The following is a 19,891-nucleotide window of genomic DNA, read 5'->3' as shown; positions in this document are numbered from 1 at the left end:
AGTGAATCTTAAGTTCAAATGAATCGAGAATGAATCTCTACAAGCCAGGTCTCTGAAGAAAGGTTGAAGGGTATCGAATCTGACCTTTTTTTTAAACTAAGAATATTAACCCAAGAATCTTAAACTAAGAATATTAACCCAAGAATCTTAAACTAAGAATATTAAACAAAGAATATTAACCCAAGAATCTTAAACTAAGAATATTAAACAAAGAATATTAAACAAAGAATATTAAGAATATTAAGAATATTAAGAATATTAAACCAAGAACATATGGAATTAATAAATCCTGATTACTATGTCTGTTGAAACATTATTAATAGAAATGTTAGGGTCTGTTCCCCACTGGATTGCAGTCCTTATTCTGGGAGCTCTTCCCGTCTCGGAACTGAGAGGGGCAATTCCTGTTGCCATGGGTATCTATGGAATGGGGCCTTTCGAGGCCTTTTTCTTCTCAGTGCTTGGGAATCTTCTTCCTGTGATTCCCCTTCTGCTCTTCCTTGAACCGGTCTCGAATTATCTCAGACGCTACCGGATATTTGATACCTTTTTCATCTGGCTCTTTTCAAGGACCCGCCAAAACAATACCGAAAGTTTTGAAAAATATGGACTCCTTGCTCTGGCGATCTTCGTAGCCATACCCCTGCCGGCTACAGGGGCCTGGTCAGGTTGCGCAGCAGCATTTGTGTTCGGGGTGAAGTTCAAGCACTCGTTTCCTGCGATTGCTGCAGGGGTTATGATGGCAGGAATTCTAGTAACCGTCCTTACTGTCACAGGTATAGGTCTCGTTGATCTGGTTTTCGGAGTTTAACTTCCTGTGAGGTTCTTCAAAATCCTCATATATTTTAAAAGATATCAAATATTTTTTAACAGAACAAATCTAATTTTATTATTATATTTTTTTGGTCAGCTCCTGTTTTTACAGCTTCTTGCGGTTTACTCGCGTTGTCTGGCAGTTTTCTGGAATTTTCGAGGTGATTTTATAGCAAAGGCAGGTTAGAAAAACAAAAAATAGTACAGTCCAAAAAGTGCGTTGGGTGTGGAATCTGTTATTCCGTTTGCTCTGTGAATACAAAACTGATGAAGAGTGACGATTTTTATCCTGATACCGTTGAACTGGCAATTCGGATCGTAGACAGAGCTACAATTATCAGTGACGAAGCCTGCATCCGCTGTGGAATCTGCTCAAAGATTTGCCCTGTGGAATCTCTCACTGTATTGGGGCTTGAATCCGCAACCTCATAACTAATATTAAAGTAAAAATGAGGAAATGCTGTTTCTCAGCATTTTATTTTTATTATCTACCTTAAAGCAGATCTCACTGGAAACTATATTTTCAGGGGTTTCCGGCTTTAACTTACAGCATCTCTTTTGCTAATTTTATGTCTTCAGCTTTTACGGTTTTTCTGCCTGCATGCTCTGCAAGTTTTATTGCTTCTCTGGAAATTTCAAGTCCGTATTCTTCCAGAATTTCCGTAAGGGCCATTCCAGCACTTTCACTTACTCTATGAGCACCTGCAGTTCTTATTAGACGCTCAATTGGTGCGAATGGTATCACTTTTGCCATATTATCCTCCAATCTACTTTTGTTGCTAATATGTATTCCTTTTAATCCTTGATTTTGTAATTAGATTCTATAAATACCTTTGCTTATATTGGAGTCTTTTACTTCTTATTTCGCTTTTAATGCCTTTTTGTTCCTTTATTCACTTCTCAACTACTTATTTCTTTTTTTGTTTATGAATAATTTTATAAGAAGTTTTCCCTGCCTTGCGCCTCGCCCGAGTTGCGCCACCCGAATTGCGCCTCGGGAGTACGCGGTCCTTCTCGCTACGCTCGAGAGGACTAATTTTATGGTTTAAAGCAATGAACTTCTCCACCTAATTGTACTTCGGGATCACAGGAAATCGAATATTTTCTGGGAGTTGCGATGTAATCGCAACAGCACGGGGTCCTTCTCGTTGCGCTTGAGAGGATTAATTTATAATGTTTGGTTTTTTCGCTCTAGTTTCTTTTAGTTCAAGCGGACTAATTTTTCAAGGTTACAATCTTACAAAATTACAGTTATTTTTTCCTGTTTTTCGCATTTTTCCTTATTTTTCGGTGATTATAGAGTTTTGAGTGAATTTTTCGGCTGGTTCTTGCTTTACAAGGTTTCTAAATTTGGAAGGGGTTAAATGTAAATCTCTTTTTCGAAATCTTGATATTAGATTATCCGAATCTAAACAAATATGCTTTTACAGGAACTCCTTGGCATCAATGAAGAGATCTATTTTGTGGAAGAGAGTTATCTCGCCCAGAGATCCATTGAGCGTACGCTGCAGTATCTCAATGGAATCCGAAACTTTTCAGGGGAACAGCTGCGGCTCCTGAGGGTTCGGGAAGGGAAGCACACGCTCGGTCTGTTGCTCTTTAATCCGGCAGATGAGGACGTACCTGTTGATTTCTGGTCGGTTTTTACGGGAGCACTTGCAGCATCTCCTTTGAAAAATGAGTTTGAAGCTCTTGTAGATTCGCTTCTTACCTTTAATCTACCTGAAAAAGATATTGAGATGTCTTCCGAAAGCTGGCGGAATGCTGTAAATGAGTATTACTCCTTAATGCTAGTAAACCGGAACCTCTGTCCAGGTTGTGCTGTCAGGCCTGAGCCTTACAGTTGCATTTTTTCTGAAAATCGTGTGCAGAGAGTAGCAGGAATCTTTGATATTCTTCAAAAAAAGGGATTTTATCCTGAAGGTAGGCTTCTTGAAGTCTGCTGTGGGAACGGGATGTCCACACTTGCTCTCTACAGGCTTGGGCTGGACCCGCTGGCTGTAGAAATCAACAAATGTGCAGTTTGCCAGGGACTTGAGCAGGGAGTGCTGAACCCTCAAAGAGCCATGGTAATGGACGCAACTGTTCTTTCCAGGTACTTCGAGCCAGGAAGCTTTGATACCGTGATGGGATTTATGCTTGGGCTTGTCTATGAATTTAACAAACAACTCTGGACAGGCATTATGAGAGAGGCGGTCTCGGTTGCAGGCGAAGACGCTCTCCTGCTCTTTACAGTTAGCAGCAAACCCGAGATTGAAATTCTTGCCGAGGCCCTCCTCAGAGCAGGGGTAAAAGGTGAGATTGTGGACAATACGGACTCTGAGGGAACATACGATCAATGGTTTTTTGTAGGGAGAAAAGAAAGCACTTAATTTACATACAGAGGGTAGATCTATGGAGACTCTTTCTTTGTCTCAAGCAAATCTGCCTTTTAATTTTCTAATTTTTAAGTATTTTCTCAACTTTATATATTTTAAAGCCCATTTGGATATTCTGTTTTCTCTCAGGTCAAGGAGTCCTCCTCTTCTAGATTTGAACTCTTTTTAATCATACATTTTCTCCTTGAAAACTATGCTTATTTAATGTCAACAGCCGAAAAGTATATACTTGTTAACAATGGTATATTACAGAATTCATATCAACGTGATAACTGTCGAGTATTGCGTTTTAGTTTGTAAAATTCATTTTCCTCTGCTTGCTTTCAGGGAATTCGGCTAAATCTAACCGAAAAACCCTTTCTCCGGCAAAATCAAGGGAAATTGCATAGGAATTGCAGGCAGGGGATTTACACACTTTACTCAAACCGGATCAAAATTTCAACCCGGATAGTTCTGGAAATATCAAACAGAATCCACCGGATAAAAGTTAGTCCCGAAGAGTATGCTATCAGGATAAGCAGAACAAGTTATTTTGATTCGATTTTAAGAGGTTCATCCATGAGTGTAAAAATTACCGAAACCGTCCTCCGGGATGCTCACCAGTCTCTCCTGGCAACCAGAATGCGGACAAGAGACATGCTCGAAATGGTTGAACAATTGGACCAGATCGGGTATTTCTCCCTTGAAATGTGGGGAGGCGCTACCTTTGATAGCTGTATCCGCTACCTCAATGAAGATCCCTGGCAGCGCCTGAGGGAAATCAAGAAAAAGATGAATAATACCAGTGCTCAGATGCTGCTCAGGGGCCAGAACCTCGTAGGGTACAGGCACTATTCGGATGACGTGGTCGAGAAATTCGTTACTAAATCCTACCAGAACGGAATTGATATTTTCCGTATCTTCGATGCTGTCAACGATGTACGGAACATGGAAATGTCAATTAAAGTAGCAAACAGGCTTGGCGCTCACGTACAGGGTACGGTTTGTTACACCATTAGTCCGGTGCATACAGTTGAGAAATACGTGGAACTTGCAAAACAACTTGAAGAACTCGAGTGTGATTCCATTTGCATTAAAGATATGGCAGGCCTTCTCTCACCTCACGAAGCCATTGATATAATCAGTGCCATCAAGAAAGAGATTTCCCTCCCTATTTCCCTGCACTGCCACTGTACCTCAGGAATGGCTCCTATGAGCTATATGGCAGCCTGTAGTGCAGGAGTGGATATTCTGGATACTGCACTTTCTCCTCTCGCCTGGGGGACTTCTCAGCCTCCAACTGAGACTGTTATTGCAGCCCTTAAAGGCACTCCTTATGATACTGGCCTGAATTTGGGAGCTTTTGAGGAGGTTGTCGATTATTTTAAGGGCTTAAAAGAGAAATATAGGGGAATTCTTGACCCGATTACCGAGCAGATCGATACGAAGGTCCTTATCTACCAGATTCCTGGAGGAATGCTATCAAATCTGGTTTCTCAGTTAAAGGAACAGAATGCTCTTGACAAATACGCCGCTGTTCTTACTGAAATGCCAAGGGTTAGAGAAGAACTTGGATATCCACCTCTTGTTACTCCCACAAGTCAAATAGTCGGTACTCAGGCAGTGCTTAATGTACTCATGGGCGAACGCTACAAGGTTATTCCCAAAGAAGTAAAAGACTACGTCCGCGGGCTTTACGGGCGATCACCTGCTCCGATTAGCCCGGAGATTATAGGCAAGATAATCGGAGACGAGGAACCTATTCACTGTCGGCCTGCAGACCTCCTTAAGCCTGAATACGAGAAGAGGAAAAAAGAAGCAGAGGAAATGGGCATCGCAAAGTCCGAAGAAGATATACTTACCTACATCCTCTATCCGGCTATCGCCCCCAAGTTCCTCAAAGGAGAAATGGAAGAAGAATCTCTCGCAGCAGTTGCCCCCTCCCCTGCAGTTCAGCAGGAGTATACAGTCCCAACCCATTTCAAGGTCGAGGTGGACGATGAGGTTTACGAGGTCAAGATCGAGCCTATAGGTGGTGGAGTTTCCATATCCGAAGCTTCCCAAAGAAAGCCGAGTGTCGAGTCCGTTAAAGGAGGTATTAGCAGCTCAATGCAGGGTATGGTTCTTTCTCTTAAGGTCAAGGTTGAAGACATAGTGGCAGAAGGAGATACAGTCGCTGTCATCGAAGCTATGAAGATGGAAAACTCTGTCCATGCTCCCCATTCAGGTACCGTAAAAGAAATTTTTGTTTCCGAAGGAGATTCAGTATCTCCCGGTGACATAATCCTGTCAGTTGAATAAATATAACGAGGTGGAAGGTGTTATGTTCAAAAAAGTACTCATTGCAAATCGCGGTGAGATTGCGATAAGGGTCATGCGTGCCTGCCGGGAACTTGGGATTTCCACTGTGGCTGTCTGTTCGGAAGCCGACAAAAATGCCCTCTTTGCCAAATATGCAGACGAGGCCTACCTTATAGGCCCGGCTCCTTCCAGCCAGAGCTACCTCAATATGGAAGCTATCCTCGCAGTTGCAAAAAATACCGGGTCCGATGCAATCCATCCGGGATACGGCTTCCTTTCCGAAAACCCTGTCTTTGCAAAACGCTGTGAAGAAGAAGGGATCATATTCATCGGCCCTCCCAGCCATGTCATTGCTGAGATGGGGAGCAAGATCAGAGCCAGGAATCTTATGATAAAGGCCGGTGTACCCGTTGTGCCCGGGACAAAGGACGCAGTTGAGGATGTGGACGAAGCTCTAAAGGTAGCTCAAGAGATAGGCTATCCGGTTTTGATTAAAGCATCCGCAGGAGGCGGTGGAATCGGGATGAAAGTAGTTCATTCCAGGGAAGAACTTGCCACTGCGCTTAGTTCTACCAGGCAAATGGCTGGCTCAGCTTTTGGAGACTCTTCGGTTTTTATCGAAAAATATGTAGAGGAACCCAGACACATAGAGATTCAGATTCTGGCCGATGGGTATGGGAACACAGTTTACCTCTCGGATAGGGAATGCTCTATCCAGAGAAGGCATCAGAAGCTTATTGAAGAAGCTCCGTCTCCTATCATGACCCCTGAACTCAGGGCGCAGATGGGAGAAGCCGCCGTAAGAGTAGCAAAGACGATTGGCTACGTAAACGCAGGGACAGTAGAGTTTCTTTATTCAAAAGGTAAATTTTATTTCCTTGAAGTCAATACCCGTTTGCAGGTGGAACATGGAATAACTGAGATGGTCACCGGTATTGATATTGTAAGGGAGCAGCTCAGGATAGCCTGGGGAGAAAAGCTTGAGTTTGAGCAGGAAGATATCGTTATCGACGGGCATTCTATTGAGTGCAGGATCAATGCAGAAGATCCGTTAAATGATTTTGCTCCTTCTCCTGGAAAGATCCGGGGATACCGATCTGCAGGTGGTCCGGGAGTCAGAGTGGACAGCGGAGTACATACAGGTTATACGATTTCTCCGTATTATGACTCAATGATCTCGAAGCTCTGTGTCTGGGCAAAAACTAGAGATGTAGCGATTGCCAGAATGGAAAGAGCTCTTTACGAGTATGTGGTTGTGGGAGTAAAGACCAATATACCCTTCCATAAAGCAGTTATGCGCAACCCGGCGTTTCGCAGGGGTGATCTTACAACTGCTTTTATTGAGGATCATAACATTCTGGAGGCTGTTGAAGAGGTTGTCAAAGCAGATGCCGAAAAAGGTGCTACTCTGGCTTCGGCTCTTGAAGCAAAAGACAAAAAGGTTGCGGCTATTACGGCTGCCGTGCACGCCTATGTGAGCATGGCAGAGAAGACACAGCGGTGACGGGTCCACTCCTGAGAAACAGGAACACTATATTCTGGTCAGTTTTACATGGAACAATTTGAACTAATAAATTATATACGGTGGAACGTATACATTTGTATGGGGTGCACGGATGGGAGATAAAAGGTCTCGAATTATCAAGGCACTTAAAGATGCACAGAGAAATCCCGTTTCAGGAGAAGAATTGGGGGTCAAGCTCGGGATATCCAGGACGATGGTCTGGAAGTATATCAAGTCCCTTCAGGCTGATGGTTATGAGATAGAATCGTCTCCGAAAAGAGGCTATGTTCTGAAATCCGTACCTCAACTCCTGTACCCGGAAGAAATCCAGATGGGGCTCAAAACAACTCTTCTGGGACAGAGTATTCATTATTTCGAAGAAGTGAATTCTACAAATAATGTTGCAAAAGAAATTGCGGCTTCCGAAGAAGAAGGAACGCTTGTGATCGCTGAAATACAGAAGGGCGGCAGAGGCCGCATGGGAAGGGAATGGGTTTCCCCCCATGGCGGGATATGGATGTCTGTGATCCTTAAACCCGGAATTCCTCTCAGGCATGCATCGAGGCTTACTCTGGTTACCGGGCTTGCGGTGGCAAACGTAATTCGCAATATGGGTCTCGACGCCCGCATTAAATGGCCAAACGATGTCCGGATCAATGGAAAGAAAGTCTGTGGAATTCTTACTGAGGCAAAAGCTGAAGTGGATAGAGTGGAGTATGTTGTGTTGGGAATAGGGATTAATGTAAATATGGACTTAAAAGATATTCCCGAGTCTTTCCGTACAGGTTCCACAACTCTGAAAGTCGAGCTTGGAAGGCACATAAAAAGGGTTTCTTTCCTGCAGGATTTTCTCCTGGAGCTTGAGCAGCAGTACATAAATTTCAAGACCCAGCCTTTCTCACATATTCTAAACGATTGGCTTGCTCTTTCAGATACCATCGGAAGAGAAGTAAAAGTCACGACACCTTCACGAATTATAGAAGGTAAAGCCGTAGGAGTAACCCCTGACGGAGCTCTTATAATTAGAAAAGCAGACGATACCAAGGAAGAAATTATTGCAGGTAGATGCATTTATGTACGTCCCAGATAAACACGGAAGAAAGGAAGATAAGGAGACAAACCTTATTCCTGTATTTTCCTTTTTCCTTCTTATCTCCTTATTATTTTCAGTTGTCTTCTACTCCATGTCACCTGCTTTAGCTGCTGACAACAATGAAAAGCTCTCCATTGTTCTGATCAATGGAGAAGAGATCTATGTGAGGTCAGGCAATTCCAATACTTTTTTACAGGACTATCAGCTTTATGTAAAAGGCACGGATACCGAAGGCAAAAGAGTCTGGATTGAACTTAGCAGAAAAGGGGTTCCCCTTCAGGATGCCATTGTCACTGAAGGCTCTCAGTTTGTATATTTGCAGAATTCTACCGAGGTTCTTAATCTGACTGTGAATACGGTCTATGCAGGAGCAGACGGAGTGCTGGTCAGGTTCTCACCTGTATATCAATATCTCGATCCCGAACTTCCTATGCCTCAGACGACACCGATCGAATCTATTACCAATTCTTCGAACAATAACTCTTCCGATTCCCCGGGACTGGAAACCCAGGCCGAGGGTTTTGATATGCCCCTTTTCCTCCTTGTCCTAGGGACTGTGCTTCTCGTTACGGGTTTTTTTGCAGGAAAAGCGAAGAAAAAATAGATTTTCTTTAATGGTGTAACTGGAAAAGAAGTTCAATGTAAAAGAAATAAGCCGGGGATGGTTTCTTTAAAATCTATTTTTCTCCCCGGCTTCTTATGAGTTTCCTGATTTTTTACTCGTTGGAGAATTTGACGTCCCCTTTTTCGATAAGGAGCTTAAGGTCTTCCAGGCTTAAACGAGCGTTTTTCTGGAGCTTTTCGCGGGCATCACTGTGTTTCTGGCTTACTTTGTGCTCTTCTTTAGTAAGCTGCAGGTCTTTTAACTTGTCAAGATACAGGGAGAGTTCTTTCCGGCTGTTAGCAATGATGGTTTTAAGGGGATCAATTTTTTCTTTGATTAAATTTATATTTGTGATTTTATCTGTAAGCTGGGAATGGTACATATTTGCTTCTTTTCGGATTTCATCGGCTGATTTGAAATTTTCGAGCATTTCAAGGTGGCACGCCTGGGATTCATCTGAGAGTACCTGGATTTTTTCATGGAATTCGTCTCCCTCTTTGTGAATTCCCTTTGACTCTTTGTAACTTTCCTGGATTTGCGCGTGCAATTCATTTGCCTTTTTTGCAGCGTCAAGACGCTTGCTGAGGTCATTCAATTTCTGGAATATTTTAATTTCTACTGCAAGAGGCAGTTCCTTATTAAGAAAAGAGTCAATTTCGGCTTCATAAGCCTTTGAGAGAGATTCCACGCTTCCATGGGAAAGCTTGTTGCACTCATTCCTCTGGTCCTTCAGTCCCGCAATTCCTAAAAACAGTTCTTGCGTCTTGGAATTTACGTCACTTCTTTTTCCCTTGTATTCGCCAATTTGCTTGTTAATCTCGTCTCGTTTATCTCTTAGTTCCTGTGCTTTTGCAACCTTTTCCTTAACCTGCTGGTTCAGGGAGTCTCTCTTTCCTTTCAGTTCGTCGATATCGGTCCTGTTTATTTTCAGGTCCTTAAAAATCGAAGCCAACTGTCTTTCGCTTCTCTCTATTTTACTCCTGAGCTCGTTTACCTTGCCCTTCAGCTCCCGTTCATTAAGGTTTGGAAGGTCGGCCGTTGCAATTTCTGTAGTTGAAACGTCGTTGTTCATGTACTACCACTCGCGTGTTTTCGAAAAAGGGTTATACTTTCAATTTTTCCCAGTAATTCAGGGCTTCTTCGTGACTGCTTATTTTGCTGCTGAGCCATTTGTGCTGGGATTTACTTTTAGAAATCTCTTCATTCTTGCTGCCATCATTCTCTTCAAGCTGCTTTTCAGACTGTATTATTTCGTTCAGTTCAAGATTCGAATTCCTGGCTTCCTTTAATCTGGCATCGGTTTGCAGGAGAAGGTTTTCTCCAGGCCCCGCTGCTCGAATAATTTCGCGCAGGTTTTCCATAAATGACTCTTTAAGTTTCTGCTCCTCTCCGGGTTCTATCTGGCCTTTGAGTTTTTTAATATCTTCCTTGAGTTTACTGGCAGTCATCTGGTCCAGTTTAGGGAATAGTTCTTTTTCGAGAATTGCTTCTGCCTGATGGTAAAACTGTTGCCGTTTCTCCTTCAGGATCTCTTTTCTTTCCGCCATTCGGATTCTGGAATTCTTTGAATTCTTTACGTCCTCTTCAACCTGGGTCAGCCTGCTGTCCAGTTCTTCAAATTCTTTCCGGTCTTCTTCCAGAAACCGTCTGTGTTTTTCCACAACCGCGGAGATCAGCTCCCCTTCTGTTAGCACTCTGATCCCGGCTTCTTCGATGTTTCCATTCACTGTATCACATCTGTATTTGTATTTTATATATATGTTATTCTATCCTGGAAATAACTACCCTAAAAGCTAAACCAGACTGATTTTTTGCTGCATTTAGCTTTTCGATGGGTCAATCCGACACTACCTGGTTAAATCCTGAAGATCTGGGCATGGGGCACACCGTCGATCAGTATCACTGAATCCTGATCAATTAACCCACACTCTATGGCACACTTAATAGTTTTTTCCCCAAATATATTTGCAGTCGTAGCATTTTGAAGGGCTTTTTGAAGTTCTTCCTCGGAGACACATTCCCCTTCATAAAAAGCCCTGCTGATCTCAACTACGGTGTTGCCGTTAAGGGTTTTTCCGAGCACTTCTTTATCACAGGCTGCAACAAGAACATGCTCCCTATTTTTATATATTTTTAGATACATATTCTACCTTTTAAATAGTATTTGCCCTTTTAGTATTTACAGCTTAACCGTCTCACATAATTGAAATGTGAGTAACTTCCCGCTTCGGGGGATCTGGAAGATGTATCTTCTTTGCGATCATCAGAGCTTTAATCCGTCTCAAATTAATTGACAAGCCTTATATGGTTCTGATCCGGAGAAAGCAGATCTCCTCCTTGCTTCATTTTCTTAATATACTCTTCGGCATGAATCCTATCTATCCCATGCTTGCTTTCGGCTTCTGTATACACTTCTTCCAATGGGGCCCCTTCTTTTCCGGGATGTCTCTCACTTAGCTTTTTAATTATATCTTTAAGATTTTTTATCTTGTTCCTCTGACTCATGCTTGTGCCAGATGCAAGTATATCTGCGTCAAGAGCTCCTGTATCAGGGTCAATGCCCACATTTTTCAGGCAATTCATTACGATTTTGACAGTTCGTTCTGCATCTTCAAGAGTGATTATATTGCTCAGACGGACTCTTGCGCTCGCTTCCGAGAGACGAACAAGGGCTTCAAGTTGCCTGGCTGTTACAGGCACAGGTGTGTCTTTGCTTTCTCCTGTTTTTCGAAGACCCGTATAGAAATTTATCAGGTGAGAACGTGCATCGCTCTCCATTACCGGATAAACGTTTTTTCGGGCGTATGCAACGTATTTTCGCATGATTTCGGCTTCTATGACAGGTTCTATCACTTCCATTTCAGCTTCTACATGCTCTTCCGTAATCTGGGATCCCGGAAGTTTTTGTCGCTGTTCGAAAAGTTCTCCTGCATAATGAGACTGGATAATATGGTTTGCAATCCTGCTGTCCAGGGCGTGATTAGGAGTGTCGAGCAAAACAAAGATAAGGTCAAAACGGGAAAGAAGCGCCGGAGGCATGTTTATCTGCTCTGCGAGGCCTTCATAACGGTCAAAACGTCCGTATTTGGGATTTGCAGCTCCCAGAAGGGCGCAACGGGACTTAAGAGTGGCAATAATCCCGGCTTTGGCTATACTTATGGTCTGCTGTTCCATTGCCTCGTGCAGGGCGCTTTTGTCCTCTGTCTTCATTTTGTCCATTTCGTCAACCGCAGCGATACCCATATCAGCCATTACAAGGGCGCCGCCTTCGATTGTCCATCTCCCGTCGTTCAGGTCATCTTTTACGGCAGCTGCGGTCAAACCGCTTGCAGACGCACTCCGGCCTGACGTAAACACCCCTCTAGGGGATAGTTTGACCACATAGCGCAGGAGCTGGCTTTTTGCAATCCCCGGGTCTCCTACAAGCATAACATGGATATCGCCCCTTATCCTGGAACCGTCGGGAAGGTTTTTCACCACGCCTGAAAACAATTGAAGAGCAAGGGCTTCCTTTATGTCCTCATACCCGTAAATTGAAGGTGCAATAGAGCCAACAATTTTGTCGTAGATTACAGGGTCACGGGAAAGTTCAAGAATCTGTTCTTCATCTTCAGCAGTTATTTCAAGCTCGTCGTAATCCTTATCCAGGTGTTCGATGGAATTTGCTTCTATCACAAGATCATAGAAGGTAGATTTTCCGTCTTTCAGAGTACGTTGCCTGGATTTCAGGACTCCGTTAATTATGACCCTGTCTCCAGGGGTGACATTTCCTGTTAGGTCGTCTTCAGAATCCACCTCAAGGCTCTGGGGCTGTGAACCTCCTTTGAGGTTTTCGGGAGATTCCTGAATCTGGAGTTTCTGGGCATCGATAAAGGTGGAATCTTCTATCATTACTTTAAAAGGCCCTTTCTTCCCGCAGGTGTCATTTTCACAGCCTGCAAAGGGTTCCTCGAATTTGAAGCTGTTTTGTTCCACCACGGTCAGATGCCCGCACCTGAGGCACTGGAAAGCAGCTTTCGTGATCCTTGGCCTGACCTCTGTAGCTTTCCTTATCATACCTTCTATTGCAACAAACCGGGAGAGATGTTTGCTTCTGAGTTCTCTTATAGATATTCTGTTCGGGATTTTTATTATCCTTACATGAGCCTGCTCAAGGCTCTTCTCCACAGGAAGGTCGATTTCCTTCAATGCTGCTTCAGCTGCTTGTATAAGTTCCCCGGGATGCTCAAGAAACTCTTTTGAGAGCTCTCTGTCATATTTCTCTATATCCGTAAAATCCACGCCAAGGCTTCGCTGGTCCGGATACTCGTTTGCAAGCTGGAGGATTTCATTCCAGTAGTAATCTTTAAAAAACCTTTTTAGCTTTTCATCCCACTTGCTTTCTGTCTCAGTCATATCATTCTCTGAATTATTTGGCTTTAGGTAAAATTTTCATTCTTCAAGGTATTTTCTTTTTAAAAACGATTCTAAAAAAAGCTAAAAAATATATCATAAATTCTGACGTAAGAACAGGTTTATTCTCATATGAACTTTTCCATGCTTTCCGAATCTTCTATTTCCGGGCCTTCAGAATCTTTTAATGCATATCCTATTTTTCTCTCTGTTTTCCTTATTATGCCCCTTAAAGTCTGGACCTCCCTCGGAGTCAGTCCAGCCCTTCCGAGTATTCTTCGCAGCATCAAAAAAGTTTTATCTTTTTTATGAGGAGGGTAATCTATTTCCTCCAGCAGTTCTTCCAGATGCCCGTATAAAAGTTGGAGATCAAATCCATCGGCAAGCGGACTGTTTCCTCCTTCCAGTTCCGAAAGTTCGTAAAGTACCACAGCAACTGCGTGGGAGAGATTCATTATCGGGTATATTTCAGAAGTCGGAACCGTGATGAGCATATCAAAGCTTTTGAGTTCTTCGTTCCGGAAACCGCTATCTTCACGTCCGTAAAGAATAGCAACTTTTCCGTTGTAATCTTTGAGTTTCTCTTTGACTTCCCTTACCGTATAAAGAGGAAGCCGGATATGTTCTCCACCCTTCTGGCTCGCAACACCTGTAGTCCCTATCAGCAAGTTTGCACCTTTTACGGCTTCATCAAGAGTTGAGGTGACAGTTGCCCCTTCAAGCACGTCTCTTGCATGGGACGACATTGCTCTTGCCTGTCCTTCGAGTTTGCAGGGATTTACAAGCACCAGGTCCGTATATCCAAAGTTCTTCATTGCTCTTGCAACAGATCCTACATTTCCCTGGTACATGGGTTCTACGAGCACTATACGAATTTCAAGTGACAAATTTCTCAATCCTTTTTTAATATTTAGTTCTCAAGAGTGATTGCATCTTCCATAAAGACAGTCACACACATTCTGCAGCCCAGGCAGTAAGACGGGTCCTTCAAAATGCAGCTCTTTTTTCCGTTTTTTCTTCTATTGAATAAATTCTCGGGCCTTTAGGACAGGAAGCTTTGCATTTACTACAGCCTGTACATTTCTTCTCATCAATATATATTTTCACGCCGATTATTTTCCATTTATTGTGAGCCTGTTATAGCCTATATTTCTTCCCTGTTTTAATTCTTGCTTTTTTGCAATTTCTTCCTCTTTATTTGCATGCAGAAATCTTATTTATTTCCCTGCATATATTAGTCTTAAGTTTACCGGATAAGATTGAGAAGTTAAATCGTAGGGCTCAAGTTTTGAATCTGCCTGAAATGCGGCTAAAACTTAGCTCGAAGAGCGATCCACATTTAAGTATAAATACGATTATTTTAAAGAAGAAATGGTGATTTCATGAGTCTTGAACAGATTTTAAAAAATACTTTTAAAGGAGAGACCACTGAAGTTGGGTGGTATCTTGCAATGTCAAAGATTGCTGAGCAGGAAGGGCTTGCGGATATTGCAGTCTATCTCCGCCAGATAGCAATGGACGAGGCATGGCATGCTACAGAAGTGGCTGAGATCCTCGGACTTGTTAAGGAAACAACCCTTGAAAACCTTGAAATGATGATTGAGGGAGAAGGCAAAGCCGAAGTTGAAAAAGCCGAAGCTGCAGAACTAGCCAGGAAGGAAGGAAACACAAGAGCCGCCCTTTTCTTTGAGAGGGCTTCTCTGGACGAAGCCAGGCACAAAGCGGGACTTAATGGCTTTTTAAGAAGGCTCAAAAAGCAGCAGTGAAAAAATGAAAATGGATCTTTTATCCATCTTTTTTCATATTTACAATTTTTACAGTTGGTAGCTTTAACCGCTAATTATTCTGATTACTCTGGCTATAATCTGGTTAATTTGTTCAAGATATACAGTCTGGTAGCAGGCTATGTTATTACAGTCTTGCAGCAGGCTACGTTATATTAGACATGCAATTTTATATTGTCTTGAGTGAATATATTCTCTGGATCTGAAGTCCTTTCCGGATCCGAGAGATACTATTCTTTTAATCCGGAAAAGTGGCCGGAATATCGGGATTTTTCGCCTTCTGCATGGAGGTCTAATTTCAGGGGGCTGAAGCGGAATTCTTATTGTCTGCCAATCAATCCGTGAGTTGACTGCTCTCTCGGTTTAGCCTTTGTTTCCGATTTCCGATACCGGTTTTAGGTTAAATAATGATATTGAAACTCAAAATAAATAACAGCTAAAAACAACTAAATCCTGAAACAGAAATGAAATAAATCAGGTTATAAGGAGTGGATAAATATGGTAAGCCATGAGTACGTGAAAGGTGATCTTCCAGAGAAGGCTGCAATCCTGCAAAGAGATGGGGAAACTTATGCAATCGCCCCCCATATTCCCGGAGGAATCATCTACCCAAAGACCCTTCGAAAAATAGCAGACATCGCTGAAAAATATGGGGCAGCGGCCCTCAAACTCACCTCTGCCCAGAGGATCGCAATTGTAGGGCTAAAGGAAGAAAATCTGGATGCGGCGTGGGCAGAACTGGATCTGAAACCTGGAGCTGCCATAGGGCTTTGCGTCCGTAGCATCAAGATATGTCCTGGAACTACTTTCTGCAAGAGGGGCAAACAGGATGCTGTCGGGCTAGGATTGAAACTTGATGAAAAGTATCATGGAATGCAGCTTCCTTCAAAGTTCAAAATGGCTGTTTCCGGCTGCCAGAATTCATGTTCCGAACCTATTATAAAAGATCTGGGACTCATGGGGACGGCAAAAGGCTATACTTTGTCTGTCGGGGGTAGTGCAGGTCCGCGTCCGAGGCTTGGAGATGTAGTGGCAAAGGACCTTTCCGAAGAGCAGGCTTTAGACCTTGTTGAAAGGATAATTAATTTTTACAAGGGATATGGGAAGCCAAGAAGGATCGGAGAAGTACTGGATGAGATCGGGATTGAGAAATTCAAAGCCGAAGTGGGGCTGTAAAAAGTTATTGGGGCTGTAAAAAGTTCTTTTCAGGATAAAGTAACTCAATTATCCGGTTTATTTTTTGCAGATTCATTTTTCTCTTTTTCTGCAATTCTCTTTTCACTTTTCTGCAGCCCAATTTCGTCCTTTTTAACCCGAGATATTTTTATAAAGTCGACTTATAATCTTTATATTATAATTTCGATAATATTCTTCTAATTTTTCCTTTTTTCTTCCTCTGTTCGATTACCTCCATGCTTCTCATTTTTGTGGCTCTTGCGGGCCTTTCGATGCAGTGTTTAATAAAGATAACGTTTAAATATAATAGATACAAAGACTAACAGACTATTCAAACCTTATGCAGACAGTCGCTACGGTTATCATTCTGTCTTTACTATCATTGATCCTGTAACATAACAATTGTAAAAGCAGTATTAGTTCCCAGTTTTTGATCCAGACATAGGAGGAATAAATTATTAGTAGTGAAATGGCATACTTCTCTGGGCTCTCAGACGTACTGAGAATTACGTTTGTCCAGATAATGATACTCAGCACAATAGCCATTGTGATTTTCTTATATGGTATGATGATTAACTTCCAGAAATGGGGGGCCGGAGTCACAGGTTACGGCCTTGAGCCTCAGGAAGGAACAAAAGGAAGTGCGATCAGGTTCTTAAAAACCTGGTGGAAACAGGTAACAGAAGAATCTCATCACGGACATGGAAAGCCTATTCTGGAGGTTCTCATTCTTGACATTGTGTTCCAGAGGAGAATTCTCAAAAGAAGCCCTCTTCGCTGGTTCATGCACTTCACTATTTTCGCAGGCTGGATGACCCTGTTTGCTCTGTCAGGGATGATGTTTGCAGTCGAAATGACCGAAAAGATCGGAATCGAGCTTCCATTCACTCCCGCCGAGTTTCGAGATATACTTTCTATCCCGAACTATATATTCGGGTATATCCTGCTTATCGGAGTCCTCATTGCAATAGTGAGAAGACTGTTTGTTTCTGAAGTAAGGGAAGCTTCCATTATGTATGATTGGACTTTTATCGGAGTAGTTTTCTTAGTTACTATTTCCGGTTTTGTTGCCGATGGAATCCGAACAGGAATTATCTGGAACTTTGGGCTTGACCCAGCATCAGCCCCTCCAGCAGCTCTTTTCCATTCCGTAATTTCCCTGCTCTTCTGTATCGCATATATCCCGTACAGTAAATATATTCACATAATCGCCACACCCCTTGCAATTCTTGCAAATAAAGGAGGCGAATAAAAAATGGCAAAACGTACCCCTTCAATCGATACGAAGAATCTTACCGCAGTCCAGCTTATGGAGCTCGACTCCTGTACCCGCTGCGGTGAATGTGTGAAATGGTGTCCGACTTACGCAGCTTCCGGCCAGAAACCAGGATTAGCTCCCAGGGACAAGATCCTGCGCTGGAAGCAGTACATGAACAAGTCCTATGGAATCAAAGCAAAACTCTTTGGTCCTGAGGAAATCCCTCTATCAGAACTCGAAGAATTCAAAGATGATGTGCACGGCTGTACTACCTGCGGTATATGTGGAACTGTTTGTGAATCAGGCATTAATACTGTGGAACTCTGGGAAGCCATGAGGGCAAACCTCGTAAAGAAAGGTATAGGCCCTTATGGAAAGCAGAATATGTTCCCAAAACTTATTGGACAGTACCATAATCCTTACATGAAGGACCAGAAAGACAGACTTGCCTGGGTTCCCAAAGACGTGAAAATTGAAAACAAAGCAGACATTGTCTATTTCACGGGTTGTACTGCAGGGTATAATCAGCTCTCTTTAGCCTTTGCAACCTCACGTGTGCTCAACAAGCTGGGCATTCCGTTTGCCATGCTTGGGGAAGAGGAATGGTGCTGTGGCTCAGCCCTTATAAGGACAGGCCAGGCACATATCAATGATGTGCCCCGTGAAATTGCAAAACATAACGTCGAGGCAATCCAGAAAAAAGGTGCCAAAAAAGTTGTCTTTGCATGTGCAGGCTGCTTCCGTGCTGCAAAGGTCGACTGGCCTAGGCTTCTCGGCAAAGAACTGCCTTTTGAGGTTATTCACATCACAGAGTTCCTCGCAGGCCTGATAAAGCAAGACAAAATTAAATGGGTAAAGCCTATTAACAAGACAATTACTTACCACGACCCGTGCCACCTTGGCCGTCACGTAGGCGTCTACGATGCTCCCAGGTATGTGCTATCCCATATTCCTGGTGTCAAGTTTGTCGAAATGGACAGGGTAAAGGAATTCCAGCGTTGCTGTGGAGCCGGTGGTGGTGTAAAGGCAGGTATCCCTGATCTTGCTCTGGGAGTCGCAGAATCCAGAGTTAAGGATGCCCTTGCAACTGATTCAGATATTCTGTCCAGCGCTTGCCCATTCTGTAAGAGAAACCTGTCGGATGGCCGAGACTCACTCAAAGTTGATCTCGTTGTCGAGGATGTCATCGAACTGGTTGCAGAGGCTCTGGGCCTGAGCACGGAAGTGCCCAAAGCAGCATGAAGCTGGTTTTTCCAGCTTTCTTTATTTTTTTTCTTAATTCCTTTTTTATTGTTTTATAGCAAAACTTAAATACCGATACTTCCTTCCCCTTGAACATGTACATCCCTTACGAATTCTTCGGAAAAGTATTCGTATATCTTGCGTTCTTCGCCCTGGCTGGCACAGCTTTTGCTCTCTTGGTAGGAGCCTATTCTTTTAAAAAACGTAAGATCATTTTTCCGAGCTTCGTACTTTTCATGCTCTATCTATTTTATTTCCCTTCTAAATTATTGTGCAGAGTTTTTAGAATCCGGGAAACTCTTGTGGACGATATCCTTATAGATGTACGAAACGCCTTAATGTTAGAGCGCTTCGTTCACACGAAAGAGAGAAGGGCTGTGTTTCTTCCTCAATGCATGAGACATCCGGAATGCAAGGCCAGGTGTGATCCTGTTCACGGTTATGAATGCAAACGCTGTGGAAAATGTGATATCTCAACGATCTATGAAGCTGCAGATAGGTGCAATTTCAAGGTGTTTATAATCCCTGGAAGTAGTTTTGTTAAAAAGATCTTCAAGAAATACAGACCCCAGTCTTGTCTGGGTGTCGCATGTTATAATGAGCTTGCAGAAGACATGCAGGAGGTATCCTTCATTCCTGTTCAAGGCGTTCTTCTTCTTCGTGACGGTTGTTTCAACACCAAAGCTAACGTGGAAGAAATTATCAGAAAAATGGAGCTGTGTGATGTATAGTTTTATAGGAAAAGCCCTGCTTTTTACCACGCTTTTTTCGGTTTTGATCTCAATAACTGCTCTTTTGATAAGTCGAATCAGCCTGAAAAGAAAAGTATGGCTGGCAGGCTTTTTTTCAAATGTCCTTGATTTTTTCTACCTGCCAATAAAATATTTTTTCTGTAAGTTTTCAGATCCACGAATATTGGATAAATGGGTAGTATCTTTGAAAAACATAGCTCATGCATCAGATTTCTCAAAAACCAAAAATCGCATAATTGTTGTTCCGCATTGTGTGCGTGCACTAGATTGCCCTGCTTCGTCAACAATTTTAGGGATTCAATGTCGAGACTGCGGGAAGTGCATTGTGTCTCAATTGAAACAAGATGCCAAAAAATATGGATACGATTTATATATTACCACCGGTTCCTCGGCCATCATCAATATCCTTAAAAATAAACCTGCAGATGGTATGCTTGGAATAGCATGTGATTACGAGATTAATAAAGGAATGTGCGCTTTAAATGGGAAAAAAATTGTGACTTATGGCGTTCCTCTGTTGAATGATGGTTGTTATAATACAAAAGTGGACTATAAAAAAGTAATTGAAACGATCGAACATTTCAACAAGAATAAGGTGTAATTTAAAGGTTTCTT

20 protein-coding genes are annotated in these 19,891 nt (G+C 42.7%); 13 read left to right on the top strand and 7 right to left on the bottom strand.

Annotated elements, in window-relative coordinates; genetic code table 11:
• Window positions 1–298: 298 nt before the first annotated feature.
• Window positions 299–811: a COG2426 family protein gene (locus tag RG963_RS04005; protein WP_310574989.1), complete on the top strand. Its 513-nt coding sequence runs from the start codon at window positions 299–301 to the stop codon at window positions 809–811.
• 200 nt (window positions 812–1,011) lie between these two features.
• Window positions 1,012–1,245 (top strand): 4Fe-4S binding protein, encoded by a 234-nt coding sequence (locus RG963_RS04000; RefSeq protein ID WP_310575019.1) that lies wholly within the window; start codon window positions 1,012–1,014, stop codon window positions 1,243–1,245.
• Window positions 1,246–1,357: 112 nt separating this feature from the next.
• Here the strand turns inward: RG963_RS04000 and RG963_RS03995 are convergent, their stop codons facing one another.
• Window positions 1,358–1,579 carry a histone family protein gene (locus tag RG963_RS03995; RefSeq protein ID WP_255420828.1) on the bottom strand — a complete coding sequence of 74 codons (222 nt, stop codon included), beginning with the start codon at window positions 1,577–1,579 and terminating at the stop codon, window positions 1,358–1,360.
• Between the two features lie 652 nt (window positions 1,580–2,231).
• Between RG963_RS03995 and RG963_RS03990 the strand changes: the two genes are divergently transcribed.
• The 5 genes from RG963_RS03990 (at window position 2,232) to RG963_RS03970 (ending at window position 8,672) form a co-directional block, all read left to right on the top strand.
• Entirely contained in the window at window positions 2,232–3,185 is a 954-nt protein-coding gene (locus RG963_RS03990; protein WP_310574988.1) for a class I SAM-dependent methyltransferase, read from the top strand.
• Window positions 3,186–3,749: 564 nt separating this feature from the next.
• Window positions 3,750–5,471: a sodium-extruding oxaloacetate decarboxylase subunit alpha gene (gene oadA / locus RG963_RS03985; RefSeq protein ID WP_310574987.1), complete on the top strand. Its 1,722-nt coding sequence runs from the start codon at window positions 3,750–3,752 to the stop codon at window positions 5,469–5,471.
• Between the two features lie 22 nt (window positions 5,472–5,493).
• Window positions 5,494–6,975 carry an acetyl-CoA carboxylase biotin carboxylase subunit gene (locus RG963_RS03980; RefSeq protein ID WP_310574986.1) on the top strand — a complete coding sequence of 494 codons (1,482 nt, stop codon included), beginning with the start codon at window positions 5,494–5,496 and terminating at the stop codon, window positions 6,973–6,975.
• Window positions 6,976–7,087: 112 nt separating this feature from the next.
• On the top strand, window positions 7,088–8,065 hold the full coding sequence (locus RG963_RS03975) for a biotin--[acetyl-CoA-carboxylase] ligase (protein WP_310574985.1): 978 nt from the start codon (window positions 7,088–7,090) through the stop codon (window positions 8,063–8,065).
• Entirely contained in the window at window positions 8,049–8,672 is a 624-nt protein-coding gene (locus RG963_RS03970) for an S-layer protein domain-containing protein (RefSeq protein ID WP_310574984.1), read from the top strand. Before RG963_RS03975 ends, RG963_RS03970 begins: the two co-directional genes overlap by 17 nt.
• 112 nt (window positions 8,673–8,784) lie before the next feature.
• On the opposite strand, the gene RG963_RS03965 is transcribed toward RG963_RS03970, so the two are convergent.
• The 6 genes from RG963_RS03965 to RG963_RS03940 all read right to left on the bottom strand — a co-directional run bounded on the left by RG963_RS03965 (window position 8,785) and on the right by RG963_RS03940 (window position 14,171).
• A complete protein-coding gene (locus RG963_RS03965; RefSeq protein ID WP_310574983.1) occupies window positions 8,785–9,744 on the bottom strand; it encodes a coiled-coil protein in 960 nt (319 codons plus the stop codon).
• A gap of 31 nt (window positions 9,745–9,775) precedes the next feature.
• Window positions 9,776–10,399 (bottom strand): hypothetical protein, encoded by a 624-nt coding sequence (locus tag RG963_RS03960; RefSeq protein ID WP_310574982.1) that lies wholly within the window; start codon window positions 10,397–10,399, stop codon window positions 9,776–9,778.
• 128 nt (window positions 10,400–10,527) lie between these two features.
• Entirely contained in the window at window positions 10,528–10,815 is a 288-nt protein-coding gene (locus tag RG963_RS03955; RefSeq protein WP_310574981.1) for a DUF424 domain-containing protein, read from the bottom strand.
• A 143-nt stretch (window positions 10,816–10,958) separates the two neighbouring features.
• Complete coding sequence (locus RG963_RS03950; RefSeq protein ID WP_310574980.1) at window positions 10,959–13,067, bottom strand: minichromosome maintenance protein MCM; 2,109 nt, start codon at window positions 13,065–13,067, stop codon at window positions 10,959–10,961.
• Window positions 13,068–13,192: 125 nt separating this feature from the next.
• The gene (locus RG963_RS03945; protein ID WP_310574979.1) at window positions 13,193–13,951 is read right to left on the bottom strand and encodes an RNA methyltransferase; all 759 of its coding nucleotides are present in this window, start codon (window positions 13,949–13,951) and stop codon (window positions 13,193–13,195) included.
• A gap of 100 nt (window positions 13,952–14,051) precedes the next feature.
• Window positions 14,052–14,171 carry a 4Fe-4S dicluster domain-containing protein gene (locus RG963_RS03940; RefSeq protein WP_310574978.1) on the bottom strand — a complete coding sequence of 40 codons (120 nt, stop codon included), beginning with the start codon at window positions 14,169–14,171 and terminating at the stop codon, window positions 14,052–14,054.
• A 275-nt stretch (window positions 14,172–14,446) separates the two neighbouring features.
• On the opposite strand from RG963_RS03940, the gene RG963_RS03935 reads away from it, so the two are divergent.
• From RG963_RS03935 to RG963_RS03910, 6 genes are all read left to right on the top strand, one after another.
• Window positions 14,447–14,830 carry a ferritin-like domain-containing protein gene (locus RG963_RS03935; protein WP_310574977.1) on the top strand — a complete coding sequence of 128 codons (384 nt, stop codon included), beginning with the start codon at window positions 14,447–14,449 and terminating at the stop codon, window positions 14,828–14,830.
• 516 nt (window positions 14,831–15,346) lie between these two features.
• Window positions 15,347–16,024 carry a nitrite/sulfite reductase domain-containing protein gene (locus tag RG963_RS03930; RefSeq protein WP_310574976.1) on the top strand — a complete coding sequence of 226 codons (678 nt, stop codon included), beginning with the start codon at window positions 15,347–15,349 and terminating at the stop codon, window positions 16,022–16,024.
• A gap of 469 nt (window positions 16,025–16,493) precedes the next feature.
• A complete protein-coding gene (hdrE, locus tag RG963_RS03925) occupies window positions 16,494–17,276 on the top strand; it encodes a dihydromethanophenazine:CoB--CoM heterodisulfide reductase subunit HdrE (RefSeq protein ID WP_310574975.1) in 783 nt (260 codons plus the stop codon).
• A gap of 3 nt (window positions 17,277–17,279) precedes the next feature.
• Window positions 17,280–18,524, top strand: coding sequence for a dihydromethanophenazine:CoB--CoM heterodisulfide reductase subunit HdrD (gene hdrD, locus RG963_RS03920; protein WP_310574974.1), 1,245 nt, complete (start codon window positions 17,280–17,282; stop codon window positions 18,522–18,524).
• A 95-nt stretch (window positions 18,525–18,619) separates the two neighbouring features.
• Window positions 18,620–19,255: a DUF116 domain-containing protein gene (locus RG963_RS03915; protein ID WP_310574973.1), complete on the top strand. Its 636-nt coding sequence runs from the start codon at window positions 18,620–18,622 to the stop codon at window positions 19,253–19,255.
• The gene (locus RG963_RS03910; protein WP_310574972.1) at window positions 19,185–19,877 is read left to right on the top strand and encodes a DUF116 domain-containing protein; all 693 of its coding nucleotides are present in this window, start codon (window positions 19,185–19,187) and stop codon (window positions 19,875–19,877) included. Before RG963_RS03915 ends, RG963_RS03910 begins: the two co-directional genes overlap by 71 nt.
• Window positions 19,878–19,891 lie beyond the last annotated feature (14 nt).

This window comes from Methanosarcina baikalica (assembly GCF_031461075.1).
In the GTDB taxonomy this organism is placed as follows: domain Archaea; phylum Halobacteriota; class Methanosarcinia; order Methanosarcinales; family Methanosarcinaceae; genus Methanosarcina; species Methanosarcina baikalica.
Note: the sequence above shows the minus strand (reverse complement) of the source record. Positions and strands in the feature narration are given on the sequence as shown.

Excerpts from the sequence above, each read along its gene's own strand:
- hdrD (WP_310574974.1), top strand. The coding sequence starts at position 17,280 with ATGGCAAAACGTACCCCTTCAATCGATACGAAGAATCTTACCGCAGTC.
- hdrE (WP_310574975.1), top strand. The coding sequence starts at position 16,494 with ATGGCATACTTCTCTGGGCTCTCAGACGTACTGAGAATTACGTTTGTC.
- RG963_RS03955 (WP_310574981.1), bottom strand. The coding sequence starts at position 10,815 with ATGTATCTAAAAATATATAAAAATAGGGAGCATGTTCTTGTTGCAGCC.
- RG963_RS03965 (WP_310574983.1), bottom strand. The coding sequence starts at position 9,744 with ATGAACAACGACGTTTCAACTACAGAAATTGCAACGGCCGACCTTCCA.
- RG963_RS03990 (WP_310574988.1), top strand. The coding sequence starts at position 2,232 with ATGCTTTTACAGGAACTCCTTGGCATCAATGAAGAGATCTATTTTGTG.
- RG963_RS03915 (WP_310574973.1), top strand. The coding sequence starts at position 18,620 with ATGTACATCCCTTACGAATTCTTCGGAAAAGTATTCGTATATCTTGCG.
- RG963_RS03935 (WP_310574977.1), top strand. The coding sequence starts at position 14,447 with ATGAGTCTTGAACAGATTTTAAAAAATACTTTTAAAGGAGAGACCACT.
- RG963_RS03970 (WP_310574984.1), top strand. The coding sequence starts at position 8,049 with ATGTACGTCCCAGATAAACACGGAAGAAAGGAAGATAAGGAGACAAAC.
- RG963_RS04005 (WP_310574989.1), top strand. The coding sequence starts at position 299 with ATGTCTGTTGAAACATTATTAATAGAAATGTTAGGGTCTGTTCCCCAC.
- RG963_RS03950 (WP_310574980.1), bottom strand. The coding sequence starts at position 13,067 with ATGACTGAGACAGAAAGCAAGTGGGATGAAAAGCTAAAAAGGTTTTTT.
- oadA (WP_310574987.1), top strand. The coding sequence starts at position 3,750 with ATGAGTGTAAAAATTACCGAAACCGTCCTCCGGGATGCTCACCAGTCT.
- RG963_RS03930 (WP_310574976.1), top strand. The coding sequence starts at position 15,347 with ATGGTAAGCCATGAGTACGTGAAAGGTGATCTTCCAGAGAAGGCTGCA.
- RG963_RS03975 (WP_310574985.1), top strand. The coding sequence starts at position 7,088 with ATGGGAGATAAAAGGTCTCGAATTATCAAGGCACTTAAAGATGCACAG.
- RG963_RS03980 (WP_310574986.1), top strand. The coding sequence starts at position 5,494 with ATGTTCAAAAAAGTACTCATTGCAAATCGCGGTGAGATTGCGATAAGG.